A 17,155-nucleotide genomic window follows, 5' to 3' on the forward strand; every position below is an offset into this window, starting at 1 on the left:
TTGCACATTAAGAGGACCGTCAAGCCTCATTTAACAAAATACACCAATAGGCTAAGCCCAACCCGTCATGCTGGTTGACTTAGCCTATTTTCATAAAAGCATAAAATTATTTTGGTGTTTCCTTAACGACATGATCAAAATAATATTTGATTATGTCGCCGGCGATGGTTGAGTTAATGCTTGATTTGCGCATCTTCGGTACAACGACAGAAACAGCGATTTGTGGGTTATCATACGGCGCATAACCAATGAAGGTTTCATTGTATAATTGTAAATCATTTTGATCAATTTGCGCCGTTCCGGTTTTACCGGCGATCTTATATTTATTGTAGTTCACATTAGGATATGGACCGACGTATCCTGAATTCGTACTTCCTAAAAAGCTTGCCGTACCACCGGTATGTGTTACCATTTCCATCCCCTTATGCACGACATCCAATTGGCTCTTCGTATTGGGAATCGTATTTAAAATCTTCGGCTTATATGTTTTAACCGTTGGCCCAAGTTGGGTGGGATCCTTCCCAGGGGCATGGACAGAATCTAAAAGATGTGGTGCAATACGGTAGCCTCCATTTGCAATCGTGGACACGTATTGAGCCATCTGTAAAGGCGTATATTGATCATACTGTCCAATTGCAAACTGGTGAATAATACCGAAATCTGTTGGGATTTTCCCTTGGTATCCTGTAGATTCAAACGGAAGATCAATCCCTGTATGGACACCGAGCCCACAAATAGCATAACCATCCCGCATAATCTTAAAGGCATTGACAAATCGCGGCCCTACACTCCCTGTCGCTAGATATGAACTGCCGAGATCCTGATAGTGAACCCCAGCAATCAACCCTGCCACATGGGCCATGTAAACGTTCGAAGACTTTTGCAAGGCCGTTTCAGGCGTCATCGTTCCCAGTCTTTCATACGACTTAAAAGGCGGTCCAGCTTTATAAGTAATCGGCTTATCGACAAACGAACTTGGAACAGCATTATTACGATAACCCGTGAGCAATGTAGCTGGCTTTGCTGCTGACCCTATTTCAAAGCCGTTAAGAATGGTCGCAGATGAAGTATCTGTAAACTTACCTGTGTTAGGATCTAAAGTCCGCCCCACCATGGCTAAAACAGCGCCTGTATTAGGGTTCATGACAACAGCATAGGCACTGGTCAATTCTTTATTTCCAAAGGAAGGTTTCTTAGCAAATCGAATGCTTTTTTCTATAATATCCCCGGCTTTTTTCTCTAGATCACCATTGACGGTCAATTCAATATCATTGCCGCGCTGCCCCTCTTTTTCTGTCGGGTTGCCGACCACTTGTCCTTTACTATTTTTCGTAAACTTATAAGTGGTTGGAATTCCCCGAAGGACAGACTCATATTCCTCTTCCAGGTTACTCGTTCCGACAAGATCGTTGAGATTGTATCCAATGGCCGAATAATTATCCTCTTGGTGCGCTGGAATCGTCTTGACGTTACCCAAAAAGAAATAATGGCCTTCAGGATAATCTCTTGTTGATGCGATCGATGTATCTATCATACCGTTGAATTTACTGAGGTTCTCCCCAAGCCTTGCCAGCTCTTTGTCGGATAAATGAGAGGCAATAATGGTTGGGGTCAGATTTTTTGCTTGTACTAGCTCACGCCAAATCGCAATGACCTTCATTTCTTTCTCATTAATCGTGCTTAAATCCTTGTCAGTAATTCGATCAAGCACCATATCATAGGCTGTATTCGCTGTCTTTCCTTTATCTTTTGCTGCTTTATCAGCATTATCAGCTTTTTCTATTTCTTTTTTTGTCAGCTTGTCCTTGTAAATCGTCTCTTGATGCTTCGTAATATAATAATCCTTCATATCGCGTTCAGTCACGTCTTGCGTGGTTATGATGCCATTCTCGACATCCTTTTTCGTACTGACATCAATATATTGGCTCAGCTTTTCAGCCAAATCAATGAGCTTTGTATTATCCTGATTCGGCTTACGCGTAAAGACAACCGCATAGCTGCTTTTATTTCCAGCCAAAACCTTGCCCTCAGAATCGAGAATCAAACCTCTTGGGGAATTAACGGTTGTTTCTACTTTGCGCATACTATTTAAATCAGAGGTATATTCCTTCCCCTTAACGATTTGCACATAGCCTAAGCGCATGATCAAAACGGAAAATGCAAAAAAGATTAAAAGGAACAGTATATTAAGACGAAAAGGAATGTGATTCTTTTTCTTTTTTTTCTTTCTTATCTGTTTATCATCCATAAGGCTCACTCCAAAAGAAAATTACTCCGATATGTACATCCGTCTTACTTAAATGCTCACCATCCAAAACAGCAACCATTAATTAAGCGAAAAGAGACACCCATGACAAGGTGGTGTCTCCTTATTGTACTATACTTTTAGTAGGTTTGGTAAGACATATCTTGTCAAATCTTTTAAACCGTAGAGCCGCTTTCTCCATCGTGGAAGCGCCGCGCCTCATGAGCATCATTTTTCGCCTCTTCTGGATGCTTAACGACAAAATGAATGTGTCGCAAACAAAAATAAATGACCAGATGTCCAACTCCCAAAACCATCATGAGATAGCGAATGCCATCCTCATTATTCTTAAATGCCCAAACTGTCAATAAAAATAATAAAATGGAGGCAATTCTTCCACCATTATAATACAATTCACGCACAACAATATATTCAATCCGCATTTCAGCAGCCTTCCAGCCCCTGCCGATCACATCAAAGGTAATAGACATATACGGCACTGAAAGTAATGGAAAAGCTGCCGAGGCAATGATCCCATATAATATTAATAACGTGAAGTTGAGTTTAAATAAGATAATAAAAATGGAAAAATAGAGAAACAAACCGCCCAACAGAATAGAGGTCTTTCTAAAGTCTTGTTTGATTACCCTAGAGACAATATAAAAAGAAATAAACATCACTCCAGATTCAATCAAACCAAACTTTCCAAGTGCAAATTCACTCTTTGTTGTCAAAAAAACCCAAATGGTGATAACAAAAGCGAAGGTTCCCTCTTTTAATCCCTGAAAAAAATGCGCATAGAGAACGCCCTTCCAATTCGGATTATTCTTACGTTCTGCCATAATGCGTTGAAAAATAAAATGCCCTTTAGCAGGTCGGCGCTCTAAAAACCAGCTCATCACAATCGCTACAGCAAATAAAAACAAGGAGATGCCAAAAATGATCTTATACCCTGTATAATTCGACAAAGAAGCTATGAGCCACCCGGCAAAGATGGGACCTATCATTCCCGCTAGAGAGGAGAGTATCCCTTGAAAGCCATTAAAAAAATCACGCGTCTCAGGCTCAGTAATTTCAAAGGTCAAAACATTAAATGCCAGCCAGTAAAACCCATAGCCGACACCGAGCACCGCACCAAATAAAAGCAGATATTCTTTTGTATGGGAACCAAAAAGCAAAACACTAATAAAAAAAAGGGCTAGAAATATCACACCCAATCTAAGCACAATGACGCGGTCAACTTTTTTTGCCCATCGTCCTGCAAGCAGAAAGGTGAGTGGTTGAAAAATAACAATCATTAGGTTATACAAAGCAATATCGACAAAACTATTCGTATGCTTCCATAGAAAAACATTAACAAAGGTGTTTGAAAGAGCAATGCCTAAAAAATAAAGACCACTGATAACTAACAACAATAGAAGATCTTTTGGGACCTCTTTTTTATTAAAAAACAGACCTAATGCTTTCATAATCTATAACTCCCCTGCTATCCCATTCGCGTGAGCAATGGTGCATCACGCACTGACAGTCCCCTACTCCCTCTCATCTCAAGAGGCAGCGGGATATTGACCGATACAAACTTTCATTTTTCATCTGTAGTTTGTGTAAAAGCAAGGGAGATATGCGTTTAAACTTTTAACTTGTCCGTGTGCTGCTTCAGGATTTGAATTTGATTCAAAATATCTTCCACACTTGTTGTGATTTCCACAATATCTTTCGCGCTCTCTTGAGAGCTACTGGCCACTTCCTTAGCTGCTGTAGAGGTTTCAGAAGTAATAGCATTTGTTTCTTCAGCATCGCGAACTACTTCATTCATATAATTTTGTTGCTCTCCAGCCTTGTTATATATACTTTCAATGCTTTCAATAATATGATGAACATTTGTCATCATCTCCGTTAATTGTTCTCCCGTCACCTGTGCTCTTTCGATTTCTCTATTTCCAACCTGGACTTGTACTTGGTTATATTCGACAGCTAAATCCACATTATTTTGTATTTCTAATACAGTATCATGTATATCATTGACAGCATTAGCACTCTGATTCGCCAATTCTTGAATTTCATGCGCAACAACTGCAAAGCCTTTGCCTGCTTCACCAGCACGTGCTGCTTCAATTGATGCATTTAAAGCTAACATATTTGTTTTTTCCGAAATTTCAGCAACTATCATCGTCACCAACCCGATTTTCTCTGCTTTTTCTTGTAAAGATTGTGCTGTCTCTGATGCTCTATTATTTGTTTGACCAATTTCTTGAATCCCTTCTATCAATTCCTTTAACGCTTGACTGCTACTCGTCAAGTTACCCATAGTTATTTTCGAAAGACCGTCTGCTTCGCGCGCCTCTTCTTCAATCTTTGTCGCCAGCTTCAGTCCCTTCTGAACATGATCCAGAGAAGCTGCAGTGGATTGGGCTTGTCTTTCCGATCCTGAAGCAATGTCTGTCATCGTGGCGCTCACTTCTTGGACTTGACCTGAAAGTGTTACCATCACCTGTTTCAGTGACGTGATCCGCTCCGAGGTGACTGCCACATATTGTTGAATATCAAAAATAATTGTTTTTAGCACTTTAACCATCTCTCGAAAGCCATTAGCCAAGCTCTCGATTTCATCGCGCGTATGTATGGGTTCGATATCAACTGACAGATCACCTTTCGCCGCTTCTGTAACTCCTTTTTGTAATGGTTTAAGCGCTCGCGTAAAATATATAGCGATAAAATAACCCAAAATACCTGACCAGATGATTCCTAATAAAAGCGTTGCTAAAATAAAGAGCCATTGTGGAAGATAGTCGCCCAACCATTGAGAAACATAAAAAATAAATAGTGCACTAATCCCATAAGTGATCAAGGCAACTAAGCTCATTCCTGCCACTAATTTCTTAACAATACCTATTGTCTGCGTGTTCTTCATTCTTCATCCTTACCCCCTTTTTGGTAATTATCGACTTATTTTGCTTTTAAATATAGTTAAATTCATCACAAAATTTATGATTTTTTTGTAAAAAATGTGATAATACGTGCGACACCCCAGCAAAAATAGCGCTTGCATTATTCGCTTTATTTAATACTCCTTCAAATAGGATTAACGAAGATTTATGCTTTCCAAGCATACAAAAAGCCCGCATGCACAATAGATGTGCTTTGCGGGCCCCTGCATTTTAGGCTTATTTTGCTGCTGCAAATCGCTTGTTTACTTCATCCCAGTTAATGACATTGAAGAAAGCGTCAATATATTCTGGACGACGGTTTTGATATTTGAGGTAATAAGCATGTTCCCAAACATCCAAGCCTAAAACAGGTGTTTTACCCTCTGAAAGAGGTGTATCCTGATTAGGTGTACTGGTGATTTCCAGTTCGCCATTATTAACGACTAACCATGCCCAACCTGATCCGAAACGTCCAGCAGCAGCATCGGAAAATTCATTTTTAAAGGCTTCAAAGCTGCCGAATTTAGCATTAATAGCATCTGCTACAGCGCCAGTTGGAGCTCCGCCACCATTTGGACTGAGGAGTTGCCAGAATAGGGTGTGGTTGACATGTCCACCACCATTATTTCTTACAGCAGTACGAATGCTTTCAGGAACTGCATCCAAATTGCTCATCAAATCCTCAATGGATTTGCTTGCTAAATCATCATGTCCTTCAAGCGCCGCATTAACCTTACTTACATAAGTGCCGTGGTGTTTATCGTGATGAATGCGCATTGTTTGCTCATCGATATGCGGTTCTAATGCGTTGTAGTCATAAGGTAATTCTGGAAGTTCGTAAGCCATGTGAATCTCCTCCTATATGTAGATAGATTTAGACAAAATTTCTATTGTCTTTACACTGCTTACATTACCAAAAATCGCGTCAGACTTCAATTTAAATACTCTAAGTCCCTAAAGATTATAATCGACATTTTTTTCACGATAAATACTTGAGCCAATATTATAATTCTAGACATAAGCACAAAAAAACCTGCCCGATCGACAAGTTACATTAGCAGTCATATTAAAATTGGTTGCGGGGGCAGGATTTGAACCTGCGACCTTCGGGTTATGAGCCCGACGAGCTACCCCTGCTCCACCCCGCGACGATAAAAACCACCGTTATTAAGAACCCTTAAAAATATGGGAAACTGTCCCTGCGTCTACATGCCTTGCTACGTCGCCTGACTTCCTCGGGACAACTCGCTGTCCTTCTCTGACGCCAATGCTCGTTGCTCCACCCCGCGACGATAAAAACCACCATTATTAAGAACCCTTAAAAATATGGGAAACTGTCCCTGCGTCTCGTTCTCATGAGAACTTACTCTACTATAGTATCACAACGAACCACATATTATTCACAAATAACAAAATAAAAAGGGTAGGTGGTGGACCCTGTAGGACTCGAACCTACGACCGGACGGTTATGAGCCGTCAGCTCTAACCAACTGAGCTAAGGGTCCAATGGGGCGATTAATGGGGATCGAACCCATGTATGCCGGAACCACAATCCGGTGCGTTAACCACTTCGCCATAATCGCCATACAAATGAAAACGAGGTTAGCATATAACCCCTAAAAGATTGTTCAATATGGTAGCGGTGGAGGGGATCGAACCCCCGACCTCACGGGTATGAACCGTACGCTCTAGCCAGCTGAGCTACACCGCCATAAAATCTTGTTTCATTCGCTTAGCGACAAAAAATATTATATAATATATTTCCCGTCACGTCAACAGTTTTTTTGTAAAAGTTTTTTTCTACTTGCTCTATGTATTGCTGCGACGACATTTAATATAACATGTAATATGATCCATTTCAATACCCTTTTTAAATTTATAATAATAAATCATTAAATCATAGACTTGAACACGTCTCTCAGATACAATTATTTCAGAAGGATATATTGAGACAAAAGGTGATTGTCCATGAAAATCTCTTTACTCAAGCAGTTGCAAAAAAATCTTTGCCATCCAAAACAAGCGACGATGTTCCGCTTTCTTAAAATCGGCTACAATATTTTTTATGCCTTTTTCTTGGCCCTACTAAGCGCTCTATTATTTTCACCTTCAATCATCAATAGAAGCATTGAAACAAGTAAAGATCTTTCCATCCTGTTCATCCCTTTGATGTTTGTTCTCTATTATATATTGTTAGCAGCTATTTTCTTTTTTTATCTTTCACTACTCGCGTGTCTCGGTATGGGCATCAAACAGCTCATTCCCAGACGCTTGAATTATCAACAGCTCTGGTCACTCTCAGCAAATAGCTGCACGTGGCCGACACTTGCTCTCGCTGTCCTCAATTTGATTGTTTCTCTTCCTAATCAGATTATTTGGCTATATATTTTAGCATGTATTGGCATGACCACCTATATGATCAGCAGCATTCCAAAGCCAAAGCCAAGACCTACCACCAAACCTCGTCCATCAGGCGAGCTACACAACAAAAGATGAGCCCGCAACCACTCTGCGGGCTTTTTTCCTTCTTAATAAATAAATCTTCTTATCCCTACTCTTCATCAGCCTGAATAACGATCCGAGTACCATCTACAGAAAGAACTTTGATCTTTTGATCACTTTCTAACCATGTCCCATTAGTGATCGCACTATAGGTTTTCCCTTCAATCTCAATGGTTCCAACAGGACGAAACGGCGTTACGCTCTTCCCTCTTTTTCCAACCAAAAATTTATATTCCTCGTTCATCGAATTATAGCCTTGTTCACTTGAAAGCTGGTCTAAAAGCGTGATCTTTGACCAAAATGCCCGAGCTGGAAATACTTTTAAAAAAGCAAAGGATAGCGCAATACCTAAAATAAAAGCAGCAGCAACAACTGTGCCGTAACCAATTGAAGGTGTGGGCAGTGCGACAGCTAATAGCATGAGGATAAGCCCTAATATTGCGACAGAACCATGATTAATCAGTTTTCCGTCTAGAAGAATCAAGGCAAAGCCCACAACCAAGAGCGTAAGCATTAAAGCGGGAGAATACTCGGCCATTCGATGGATAAAGTAAAGTAAAAATAAGATAAAACTAATACAGCCAAATACGCCTTTAACTCGAACCAGCACCTCTCCAAACATTAATAGAGAAGCTAAGAAAATCACCACAAAGCTAACCATTACATTATCCAGAGCATTCATTTTTGTCACCTCGTTTCCACTATATATACGACTGAAAGCGAATGAAGTTTCTAAGCCTTTAAACGCTCTTCAAAAAAATAAATCTAGTAATATGGCATAACTCTATGAAACAAAACATAGAGTGATACAAATACGCTTTTAGAGGAGACGTCGCAATGAAAAAACTTATCGTTTATGGCTTCATTGCATTAATCGGTTGGACATGTTTTTATGACTTAACAAATGGCGCACTCCATTTTCTTAATATAGATGAAATCAAAGCTGCAAAAGCAGAAAATACAACCCCTTCTAAACCTAAGCAAACAAGTCATTATAAAAAGGTCACTGTAGCGTCAGGTGATACGGTGTTATCCATCATGGAGTCCATCAATCCACATCAAGATGAAAATATCACAAAAATGATCAATGATTTCCAAGCTTTGAATCCACATGTTGACCCCAATGCTATCAAAATCGGGCAGACATATCGCTTTCCTGTGTATTAACAAGATCGGCATGGCTTCACAAACTTAACTTGATTATAACAAATATGACACAACATTATTTTTCAACACGACATAATCGTGGTAAAATGAATGGTGATAGTATAGTATTATTACTTAGGCACAGGTTTTAAACCTTACTTATTTTTTTGCTATAAAAAAGGAGCGATCGGAATGGCAAATATAACCCACCGAACCAAGACAAGAAAAGTGAAGGTTGGGGATGTAACGATCGGCGGTTCCAACGAACTTATTATTCAAAGCATGACGACAACAAAGACTCACGACGTGGAAGCAACCGTTGCAGAAATCCATCGTTTGGAAGAAGCCGGATGCCAAATCGTCCGTGTAGCTTGTCCAGACATGCGTGCAGCTGAGGCGATTCCAGAGATCAAAAAGCAAATCAACATTCCTCTTGTCGTTGATATTCACTTTAATTATAAATTAGCGCTAAAAGCCATTGAAGGCGGTGCTGATAAAATCCGGATTAATCCAGGGAATATCGGTAGCCGAGAAAAGGTTGAGGCTGTTGTCAATGCCGCAAAAGCGAAAGGGATTCCCATCCGCATTGGTGTGAATGCTGGCTCACTCGAAAGAAAGCTTATTGAAAAATATGGTTATCCAACAGCTGATGCCATGGTAGAAAGCGCCCTCCATCATATTAAGATCTTGGAGGATCTTGATTTTCACGACATCATTGTTTCGCTAAAGGCTTCTGACGTCAACCTAGCTGTTGAGGCCTATGAAAAAGCCGCACAGGCCTTTGATTATCCGTTGCACCTGGGTATAACAGAATCTGGAACAAAGTTCTCTGGTTCTATTAAAAGTGCTGCTGGTCTAGGCATTCTTCTTCATAAAGGCATCGGTAACACAATGAGAATTTCCTTATCCACCGATCCGGTAGAAGAAGTGAAGGTTGCTCGAGAACTACTCAAATCATTTGGTTTGGCAGCAAATGCTGCAACCCTTATTTCTTGTCCAACCTGTGGGCGTATTCAAATGAATTTATTCAAGGTTGTCGATGAAGTTGAAGAATACATTCAACAAGTCAAAGCACCGATAAAAGTTGCCGTACTTGGCTGTGCAGTCAATGGGCCAGGAGAAGCAAGGGAGGCAGACATCGGTATTGCTGGAGGTAAAGGAGAAGGACTCCTCTTTAGACACGGTGAAGTTATTCGCAAGGTTCCTGAAGATCGTATGGTCGAAGAGCTAAAAATCGAAATCGACAAGCTTGCTAAGGAACATGCAGAAAAGCAAGCCAAAGAAGCCAAAGTAACCTCATGATCGTGCAATAATAAAAAAACAACCATCAGATCGCTGATGGTTGTTTTTTTATTGTTTAGTCACTTACCCATGTGACTAGCTTATTCAACGGTGGCTTTTCTGGACTTTGCGGCTCTATTGCTGGATAGCCAACGTAAATGTACCCCAGGACTAAGCCTTCCTCAGAAACATCAAACGCTTTCTTCATGATGGGGTGATAACTAGGATCTCCCGAGCGCCAAATCGCTCCTAAACCTAAATCAGTGGCAGTTAACAGTATATTTTGCACCGCACAAGCTGTGGCAGCAATTTCTTCGGCAAATACGACTTTAGCTAATGAGCTAGGCTCTAAACGAACAACAATGACATAAGGGGCTCGCTGCGCTTTTTTTATTCCCTTTTCGTAAGCAGCCTGTCTTTCCTCTTCAGAAGCCGTATCCTCTAATGCCTCCTGATTAATTCGTCCATAAGCATCGCCTAATCTATCTCTTCCTTTTCCTGATAAAACAATAAAGGAATAAGGTTCTGTCCGATAATGATTCGGTGCCCAACGTGCAGATTCGAGCAATTGCTCAATCACCTGTCGATCAGGTACTTGCTCTGTAAGCTTACCTATAGAGCGTCTTTTTTTGATCACATCATTTAATTCCATCACATCACCCCTCACACAATATTCACCTTTATTATAAACTTAATTGATAATTATTTTCAATGACCAACTCCGTAGTAAGAAAAACCAGGCGAATACTCGGTGCTTTGGAATAAAAATTAATAGGAGCAGCCTCTCATACTGTGGTGGCTTATTATCATTGTGTTGATGAGGGCTCTTTGTTTTAAAATAACCTTCTTTTTGATCAATTTGACAAGAACTTTTGTTAAAAATACCTATGCTTTTTTTGTTACGCTCGTGCCTAGATTCGGAAACTTGACCCGCAGATTCGTTCTCTTTTTTGAAAGCGTCGGGTCAAATCCTAATTCTATGTTTGTTAAGAAAAACCGGGCTTAAAAGCGTGCCCGATCCTTGTCCTTAGTATAGAGCATCATCCAATATGAAAGAGGCTTCATTGCCTGGTCAAGTGGATGGGAGCGCGAGATTCGGAACACTCTAAAATCATGTGTTCCTCGGGCGCCGCTGACTCATGATGCAGAGACTAGAGTCCTGCGGGAAGTGGGAGAGCGGTAAGACCTTAGCAGTGCGAAGCCGCACCGTCCTCATGACCAGAAATTTTATACTTTCTTTTCTTTCAAAAAAGGCAAGCTGCCAAAAGCAGCTTGCCTTTTTTTGTTAAAAAAATGGTGCTGTAAACAGCAGGATGACAATCGCGGCAATCCCGACACCAATCGCCCAAGCACCGAGCGTACGGGCGCCTTGTCTTCGTGCAATGATGCCGACTATAATGCCAGCAGCCCCCATGATAATGGGTAAGAAGAATAGACCGATTACGGATAATACTAAGGCCAGCCAGCCTAGCCCTACCCCTTCAGTTTCATCTGCATCATCATCACGCACATTATCGACTAAGGAACGGTCAACCGCGGCATCAGCAGCATACTCCTCTTTATAGTCCTCATCATCTGAGGCGCTATCTAAAGGATCTTCAAATAACTCATCAACAGCTTCATCGCTATCTTCTTCGCGAGGATAGTCTGTTGCATTATTGCCATACCATAATGAGTTCACTTCGTCATGCTCACGCTCATCATGAGAGTTCTGATCCTTATCGGCCATAACGATCCCCTCGCTTTCATTTTAGGATCGTTATTATTTTGGCATGATAAGAGAGGAATTATTGATGCAATAGTTGGAAAAGCATTAGAGCGTTTGCTCCAAAGGAAGTGAAATTTTAATGGTTGTGCCACTGCCCAGCTCACTGCTGATTTCAAAGTGACCATTATGCTCTTGAATGATTTTTTTACATAATGGCAAGCCTATTCCCGTCCCCTTTTCTTTAGTTGTAAAAAATGGTTTGCCTAATTGATCGAGCACTTCTCTTTCCATACCAGGACCGTTGTCCTCAACTGTAATAACATAATATTTATCAACGACCCTTCCTTTTAAAGAAAAACGTTTATCGGTTTGGTTATCATCAAAAGCCTCGATTGCATTACGCAATACATTTAAAAATACTTGTTTGATCATAGAACGATTCAAAAGCAATTGGGCAGACACCCTCTGAAAATCATGAACTAATTTAATATTTCTCAACAAGCATTCTGAGCGGATGAGTGAAACGATCGATTGGAAAAATTCATAAGGCTGTTGCGCTTCCCTTTCCGGAGCCTTTCTCGATAACGATAGGAAGTCGTCAATAATGTCATTCATACGATCTAACTCAGAAAGAATGGTTTTATAATATTTTTCAATATCATCCGTCAAGGCTGAGAGCTGAATGAAACCTCTAATGACAGAAAGTGGATTTCTCAATTCATGTGCAAAGCCTGCCGCCAGGTGAGAAACAGATTCCATTTGCTGCTTATAAAGCAATAAGTTATCGTATTCATCTGAACCAGCGCGATCATCAATAATAAAGGTGATCATATCTGTATGATTATTATAAATGCCATAAACGCGATAGAGGGTTTTATCATAAAGATGATAGCGCCGCACATCCTTTGAAGATTGACGGATATCAGCAGCCATTTCTTTCATGACGCGAATGATGGGTCTCCCGCCAAGCTTAGTGAAATTCCGACGGAACCGCCCCTCTTTTTTTAAAACATCATTATAATAAATAACATTATTATGCCTATCAAGAATAAAAACGGCTATATTTAGCGCATTGAAAATACTTTCGGCTATGCTTTCAAGGCGATCAAAGGACGATTGCTTCAGCGAATGATGGGTTTCTAATCCAACCAGATATATCCCTTCTGCAGCTGACCGACCTCGAAAAGAGTATTCCTTAATCTGACCTTCAGTTTTTAGATGAAATCGTTTTTCAATGAGTGAATTACCCTTCGTTAACTCATGGAGCATTTGTAGAAGTGAGTGCCTGTGAGATGGAATACAATGATCATAAAAATACTTTCCATTTTGTTCAAGCAATTTCATTCCTCTCTGATTCACTTTCAATATTTCTCCATCAACTGATAACAATAACCGCACCTCATAGGTGATTTCTTCAAAGACTTCATTATATGTACTATTGTTCGTTAACATTGGATAAACGATTGTCCCTCCTTCCACGATTCATCCAGAGTATACACCCATTATTATATCGAAATTTGTTCTCTATATATAGGATTTCAAGAAGGGTTTTCATTGACATAGTTCGTCAAAAAATGCACTTTTTCCGCGAATTTTATCGAATTTCATGTGGTTACATAGCATATTTTTGGAACATAAATTGACTCCCTTAATATATATAATCACAGTGGGAGGGAATGCTTTTATGAATAATATCATGAAACAATTCATTAATCTAAAAATGAATACACTCACACCTCAAGAGCTGCTTCGCTTAGGAAACAAATATCAGCTTCACTTATCAAAGCAACAAGCAGAAAAAATTGTTGGTCTAATTAAGGAACAAAAAATCAATGTCTTTAATAAATCAGAACGAAGCCAACTGCTTCAAAAGATTGCCCTTGTAACCAATCAACAAATCGCGCAGCAAATGGAATATATATTTTCTACATTCATTGGCGGCAATGCCCATTAACCAGTGGATGAGCAATAACTGCTGTTAGACAAATTCAGCTTGTGCTTATGGCCATTTTCTTTGTACCCCTGATGTAATGCGTCCTTAACACTATGTTCTAATGGCGAAGGCGGCTTATACTCTCCTCTTTAAATTCATGTGAGTAAAGTGGTTATATACTTCCTGACAATCGCCAAGCATTAATGACGAAGGTCAAAGTTGCTTTTATACAGCGTTAGTGAAGTTATAAATAAAGAAAAAAACGAGGATATCCTCGTTTAGACATTCATAACTTCTTCTTTTAAATTGGCGTTAAACTGCCCTTGCTTTAACATTTCAATTTCTAATTTATAAGGTGGCTTTTTATTGGCTTTATCTTCTCCTACAAATGGAGTTTCTAAAATCTTCGGTAGATCCATAAAGCGTTCATGATGAACAATACGATTCAATGCTTCAAACCCAATATGTCCAAATCCGATGTTTTCGTGACGATCCTTTCGTGCGCCACAAGGATTTTTGCTATCATTGACATGCACCACTTTTATACGGTCAAGACCAACAATTCGATCAAACTCTTCTAACACGTCATCAAACCGATTGACAATATCATAGCCCGCATCATGAGTATGACACGTATCAAAGCACACGGAGAGCTTTTCATTATGCTGTACGCCAGAAATGATTTCGGCTAAATGTTCAAACTGATAGCCACATTCAGATCCTTTTCCAGCCATCGTTTCCAAAGCAATTTGTACTTTATCATCCTTGGTGAGGACTTCATTCAATCCTTCAATGATCTTTTTTATACCCTTCTCGACACCCTCTCCAACATGCGCACCAGGATGAAGTACGATTTGTTTGGCACCTATTGCTTCTGTCCGATCGATTTCTTTTCGTAAAAAATCCACACCGATTCGAAAGGTCTGTGGTTTCGTCGTATTCGCGATATTAATAATATAGGGAGCATGAACAACAATGTCTGTTAATCCATGTGCCTCCATATAAGCCTTCCCAGCTTCTATATTTAATTCCTCAATGGGTTTTCTTCTTGTATTCTGTGGTGCTCCTGTATAAATCATAAACGTGTTTTCACCATAGGCAACGGCTTCCTCTCCAGCACCTAATAACATTTTATCGCCCTTCATAGACACGTGTGAGCCAATTTTCAACATTCTTTTTCACGTCCTCTCTCTCTTCATTTTACACATTTTATCATGTGTTGGACAAGTGAAAGCCTAAATAAACACTCTCAGAAAATGACATAAAACGTGAAGGTTTGGCACACAGTCTACACTGCGCGCATAAAATAATGCAGATATCTTCGTTCGTTATTCTCATAATGCCTATGACAAACAAAGGAGTGATAGCCATGTTCCCGTTTCAACAAGGTTCAAACGCAGGACTCGGTGCTGGTGGCGGTTTTACACCACCCCCTGGCCCTTTCTCTGGTGGTGGCATGTTCCCCCCCACAGGAATGATGGGGCCTCCAATGACTCAAGGTGGGGGTGGATCCGGAGGCGGTGGTATCGGCCGCTTACTAAGCGGCCTGTTCAATAGAGGGAGTTCAGCGGCTGGGGCTGCCACTAATGGCGCAGGAGGCATGATGAACCCTGGTGCATTTATACCAAACAACATGGGGGGACTTGGAACCCTAGGTAATGCTGCAAATGCGATCAGCTCAGCAAGTGGTGGATCTGGTGGCATTTTAGGAACGATCCAAAATATACAAAAGGTCGTTCAAGTTGGTCAACAAATCATGCCAATGGTTCAACAATTTGGTCCATTGGTCAAAAACGTTCCGGCAATGATTAATATGGTCAAAACCTTAGCTGCTGCCACTGGAGCAGAGGAGGCTGAAGAGGCCGAAGAAGCAACAGAAGAGACAGAGACTGAAGCAACCTCTGACGAAGAGCCGGAGGATGATGAAGAAGCAAAAGAACAGAAATCGGCGACTAAGAAAACTTCATCGTCTTCCGAATCCAAAAATAAAACAAAAACATCCCAGCAAAAGTCTACAATTAAAAAAGAGCACTCATCCAAACCCACTACACAGCGTCGAGGGAAAACAGTAAAAGGAAGCGCGATTAGGGAACCACGAACGACCTACGAATTTAACGAATCGGATGACTTCAAGTCCTCAACTCCCACGCTCTATGTTTAATCCTGTCACTGGAGTGTCACTAGCATTTCATTGTGTTCATTCTTCTCCTCCTTTATAATGAATGTAGATGTTATGAAGGAGGCTTTTTCATGGAGGTTATTAAAGTCGCTCCCCGTGGCTATTGTTATGGTGTGGTTGATGCCATGGTCATTGCGCGCAAAGCCGCAATGAGAGAGGACTTGCCACGACCTATCTATATTTTGGGAATGATTGTTCACAATCATCATGTTACTGACGCCTTTGAAACTGAAGGCATCATCACTTTAGATGGAAAAACGAGGCTTGAACTCTTAAATGATATAGATCACGGCACTATCATTTTCACTGCTCACGGCGTTTCCCCTGAGGTCCGCGCCTTAGCTGAAAAAAAAGGCTTAACGACCATTGATGCAACCTGTCCAGATGTTACCAAAACACACGATCTTATTCAGGATAAACAAAAGGAAGGCTTTGAAGTCATCTATATTGGTAAAAAAGGCCATCCTGAGCCTGAGGGGGCAATGGGAGTTGCACCAGATATTGTCCATCTCGTGGAAACGGAAGAGGATGTCGACCGCTTAAATGTCCAAGCGAAAAAAATCATCATCACCAATCAAACAACCATGTCACAATGGGACGTTGCAGACATTATGAATGCAATTAAGGAAAAGTATCCACACGCTGAAATCCATAATGAAATCTGTCACGCAACACAAACCCGACAGGAAGCCATCGCTGAGCAGGCTCGCGACGCAGACCTGACCATTGTTGTAGGCGATCCAAGAAGTAATAACTCTAATCGCTTAGCTCAAGTATCTGAAGAAATTGCGGGAACCAAAGCCTATCGTATTGCCGATCTCTCAGAGCTAGATATTAACTGGCTGAAAACCGGCGTTAAAAAGGTAGCGATCACGGCTGGGGCATCAACCCCTACCCAACTCACCAAGGAAGTCATTTTATTTATCGATCAATTTGATCCGGATAATCCAACAACTTGGAAAAAAGAATCAAAATTAAAAAAACAGGATATCCTACCAAAAATCAAAATCAAAAAGAAAAAAACCGAAGCCAGTTGAGTTCAGTTCACAATGACTTATTTAAATAAAGTTAACCATACTAAAATGACCGACTAAAAAGAAGCATTGACCTGTCTATGTTAAACAAAATAAAAAGATAGGGCTGAGACAGAAGCATTCAGCCCACATAGAGAATCCGAACGCATTCACAACTTTGAAGGCATGCGTTCGGGTTTTTTTAGTAAGTCATGAAGCGC

General features: G+C 40.5%; 15 protein-coding genes and 4 tRNA genes. 6 read left to right on the forward strand and 13 right to left on the reverse strand.

The window, feature by feature from the left end; all coding sequences use genetic code 11:
* Positions 1-106 precede the first annotated feature (106 nt).
* From IEW82_RS13255 to IEW82_RS13290, 8 genes are all read right to left on the reverse strand, one after another.
* Positions 107-2,248: a peptidoglycan D,D-transpeptidase FtsI family protein gene (locus tag IEW82_RS13255; protein ID WP_188695090.1), complete on the reverse strand. Its 2,142-nt coding sequence runs from the start codon at positions 2,246-2,248 to the stop codon at positions 107-109.
* Between the two features lie 173 nt (positions 2,249-2,421).
* Positions 2,422-3,714: an MFS transporter gene (locus IEW82_RS13260; RefSeq protein WP_188695093.1), complete on the reverse strand. Its 1,293-nt coding sequence runs from the start codon at positions 3,712-3,714 to the stop codon at positions 2,422-2,424.
* Between the two features lie 158 nt (positions 3,715-3,872).
* Positions 3,873-5,156 (reverse strand): methyl-accepting chemotaxis protein, encoded by a 1,284-nt coding sequence (locus tag IEW82_RS13265; RefSeq protein ID WP_188695097.1) that lies wholly within the window; start codon positions 5,154-5,156, stop codon positions 3,873-3,875.
* Between the two features lie 253 nt (positions 5,157-5,409).
* The gene (locus IEW82_RS13270; RefSeq protein ID WP_188695100.1) at positions 5,410-6,018 is read right to left on the reverse strand and encodes a superoxide dismutase; all 609 of its coding nucleotides are present in this window, start codon (positions 6,016-6,018) and stop codon (positions 5,410-5,412) included.
* Between the two features lie 227 nt (positions 6,019-6,245).
* A tRNA-Met gene (locus tag IEW82_RS13275) sits at positions 6,246-6,320 on the reverse strand.
* A gap of 280 nt (positions 6,321-6,600) precedes the next feature.
* Positions 6,601-6,677, reverse strand: a tRNA-Ile gene (locus tag IEW82_RS13280).
* Positions 6,678-6,679: 2 nt separating this feature from the next.
* Positions 6,680-6,755: transfer RNA gene (locus tag IEW82_RS13285), tRNA-His, on the reverse strand.
* A gap of 51 nt (positions 6,756-6,806) precedes the next feature.
* Positions 6,807-6,883: transfer RNA gene (locus IEW82_RS13290), tRNA-Met, on the reverse strand.
* Positions 6,884-7,140: 257 nt separating this feature from the next.
* Here IEW82_RS13290 and IEW82_RS13295 point away from each other — a divergent pair.
* Positions 7,141-7,668, forward strand: a complete 528-nt coding sequence (locus IEW82_RS13295) for a DUF1189 family protein (protein WP_188695102.1) — start codon at positions 7,141-7,143, stop codon at positions 7,666-7,668.
* 55 nt (positions 7,669-7,723) lie between these two features.
* On the opposite strand, the gene IEW82_RS13300 is transcribed toward IEW82_RS13295, so the two are convergent.
* Positions 7,724-8,356 (reverse strand): NfeD family protein, encoded by a 633-nt coding sequence (locus tag IEW82_RS13300; RefSeq protein ID WP_188695237.1) that lies wholly within the window; start codon positions 8,354-8,356, stop codon positions 7,724-7,726.
* A gap of 155 nt (positions 8,357-8,511) precedes the next feature.
* Here IEW82_RS13300 and yqfZ point away from each other — a divergent pair, with 155 nt between their 5' ends.
* Positions 8,512-8,841, forward strand: coding sequence for a protein YqfZ (gene yqfZ, locus IEW82_RS13305; RefSeq protein WP_188695105.1), 330 nt, complete (start codon positions 8,512-8,514; stop codon positions 8,839-8,841).
* A gap of 171 nt (positions 8,842-9,012) precedes the next feature.
* Entirely contained in the window at positions 9,013-10,122 is a 1,110-nt protein-coding gene (ispG, locus tag IEW82_RS13310; RefSeq protein WP_308422162.1) for a flavodoxin-dependent (E)-4-hydroxy-3-methylbut-2-enyl-diphosphate synthase, read from the forward strand.
* 55 nt (positions 10,123-10,177) lie between these two features.
* On the opposite strand, the gene IEW82_RS13315 is transcribed toward ispG, so the two are convergent.
* The 3 genes from IEW82_RS13315 to IEW82_RS20060 all read right to left on the reverse strand — a co-directional run bounded on the left by IEW82_RS13315 (position 10,178) and on the right by IEW82_RS20060 (position 13,288).
* A complete protein-coding gene (locus IEW82_RS13315; protein WP_188695108.1) occupies positions 10,178-10,753 on the reverse strand; it encodes a nitroreductase family protein in 576 nt (191 codons plus the stop codon).
* 633 nt (positions 10,754-11,386) lie between these two features.
* Positions 11,387-11,830 (reverse strand): DUF4190 domain-containing protein, encoded by a 444-nt coding sequence (locus tag IEW82_RS13320; protein WP_229672604.1) that lies wholly within the window; start codon positions 11,828-11,830, stop codon positions 11,387-11,389.
* 84 nt (positions 11,831-11,914) lie between these two features.
* Positions 11,915-13,288, reverse strand: coding sequence for a two-component system sensor histidine kinase NtrB (locus IEW82_RS20060; protein ID WP_229672606.1), 1,374 nt, complete (start codon positions 13,286-13,288; stop codon positions 11,915-11,917).
* A gap of 205 nt (positions 13,289-13,493) precedes the next feature.
* Between IEW82_RS20060 and IEW82_RS13330 the strand changes: the two genes are divergently transcribed.
* Complete coding sequence (locus IEW82_RS13330; protein ID WP_188695113.1) at positions 13,494-13,763, forward strand: DUF2624 family protein; 270 nt, start codon at positions 13,494-13,496, stop codon at positions 13,761-13,763.
* A gap of 257 nt (positions 13,764-14,020) precedes the next feature.
* Here IEW82_RS13330 and IEW82_RS13335 read toward each other — a convergent pair whose 3' ends face one another.
* Positions 14,021-14,914, reverse strand: a complete 894-nt coding sequence (locus tag IEW82_RS13335) for a deoxyribonuclease IV (protein WP_188695115.1) — start codon at positions 14,912-14,914, stop codon at positions 14,021-14,023.
* Between the two features lie 197 nt (positions 14,915-15,111).
* On the opposite strand from IEW82_RS13335, the gene vrrA reads away from it, so the two are divergent.
* Together vrrA and IEW82_RS13345 are read left to right on the forward strand one after the other, a co-directional pair.
* Positions 15,112-15,903: a VrrA/YqfQ family protein gene (gene vrrA, locus IEW82_RS13340; protein ID WP_188695118.1), complete on the forward strand. Its 792-nt coding sequence runs from the start codon at positions 15,112-15,114 to the stop codon at positions 15,901-15,903.
* Positions 15,904-15,992: 89 nt separating this feature from the next.
* Positions 15,993-16,958 carry a 4-hydroxy-3-methylbut-2-enyl diphosphate reductase gene (locus IEW82_RS13345; protein WP_188695120.1) on the forward strand — a complete coding sequence of 322 codons (966 nt, stop codon included), beginning with the start codon at positions 15,993-15,995 and terminating at the stop codon, positions 16,956-16,958.
* Positions 16,959-17,155: the final 197 nt, after the last annotated feature.

Source organism: Pullulanibacillus camelliae (assembly GCF_014642655.1).
Taxonomy (GTDB): Bacteria; Bacillota; Bacilli; order Bacillales; family Sporolactobacillaceae; genus Pullulanibacillus; species Pullulanibacillus camelliae.

Excerpts from the sequence above, each read along its gene's own strand:
- IEW82_RS13265 (WP_188695097.1), bottom strand. The coding sequence starts at position 5,156 with ATGAAGAACACGCAGACAATAGGTATTGTTAAGAAATTAGTGGCAGGA.
- yqfZ (WP_188695105.1), top strand. The coding sequence starts at position 8,512 with ATGAAAAAACTTATCGTTTATGGCTTCATTGCATTAATCGGTTGGACA.
- IEW82_RS13260 (WP_188695093.1), bottom strand. The coding sequence starts at position 3,714 with ATGAAAGCATTAGGTCTGTTTTTTAATAAAAAAGAGGTCCCAAAAGAT.
- IEW82_RS13320 (WP_229672604.1), bottom strand. The coding sequence starts at position 11,830 with ATGGCCGATAAGGATCAGAACTCTCATGATGAGCGTGAGCATGACGAA.
- IEW82_RS13255 (WP_188695090.1), bottom strand. The coding sequence starts at position 2,248 with ATGGATGATAAACAGATAAGAAAGAAAAAAAAGAAAAAGAATCACATT.
- IEW82_RS13330 (WP_188695113.1), top strand. The coding sequence starts at position 13,494 with ATGAATAATATCATGAAACAATTCATTAATCTAAAAATGAATACACTC.
- IEW82_RS13345 (WP_188695120.1), top strand. The coding sequence starts at position 15,993 with ATGGAGGTTATTAAAGTCGCTCCCCGTGGCTATTGTTATGGTGTGGTT.
- vrrA (WP_188695118.1), top strand. The coding sequence starts at position 15,112 with ATGTTCCCGTTTCAACAAGGTTCAAACGCAGGACTCGGTGCTGGTGGC.
- IEW82_RS13335 (WP_188695115.1), bottom strand. The coding sequence starts at position 14,914 with ATGTTGAAAATTGGCTCACACGTGTCTATGAAGGGCGATAAAATGTTA.
- IEW82_RS13270 (WP_188695100.1), bottom strand. The coding sequence starts at position 6,018 with ATGGCTTACGAACTTCCAGAATTACCTTATGACTACAACGCATTAGAA.
- IEW82_RS13315 (WP_188695108.1), bottom strand. The coding sequence starts at position 10,753 with ATGGAATTAAATGATGTGATCAAAAAAAGACGCTCTATAGGTAAGCTT.
- IEW82_RS13295 (WP_188695102.1), top strand. The coding sequence starts at position 7,141 with ATGAAAATCTCTTTACTCAAGCAGTTGCAAAAAAATCTTTGCCATCCA.
- ispG (WP_308422162.1), top strand. The coding sequence starts at position 9,013 with ATGGCAAATATAACCCACCGAACCAAGACAAGAAAAGTGAAGGTTGGG.
- IEW82_RS13300 (WP_188695237.1), bottom strand. The coding sequence starts at position 8,356 with ATGAATGCTCTGGATAATGTAATGGTTAGCTTTGTGGTGATTTTCTTA.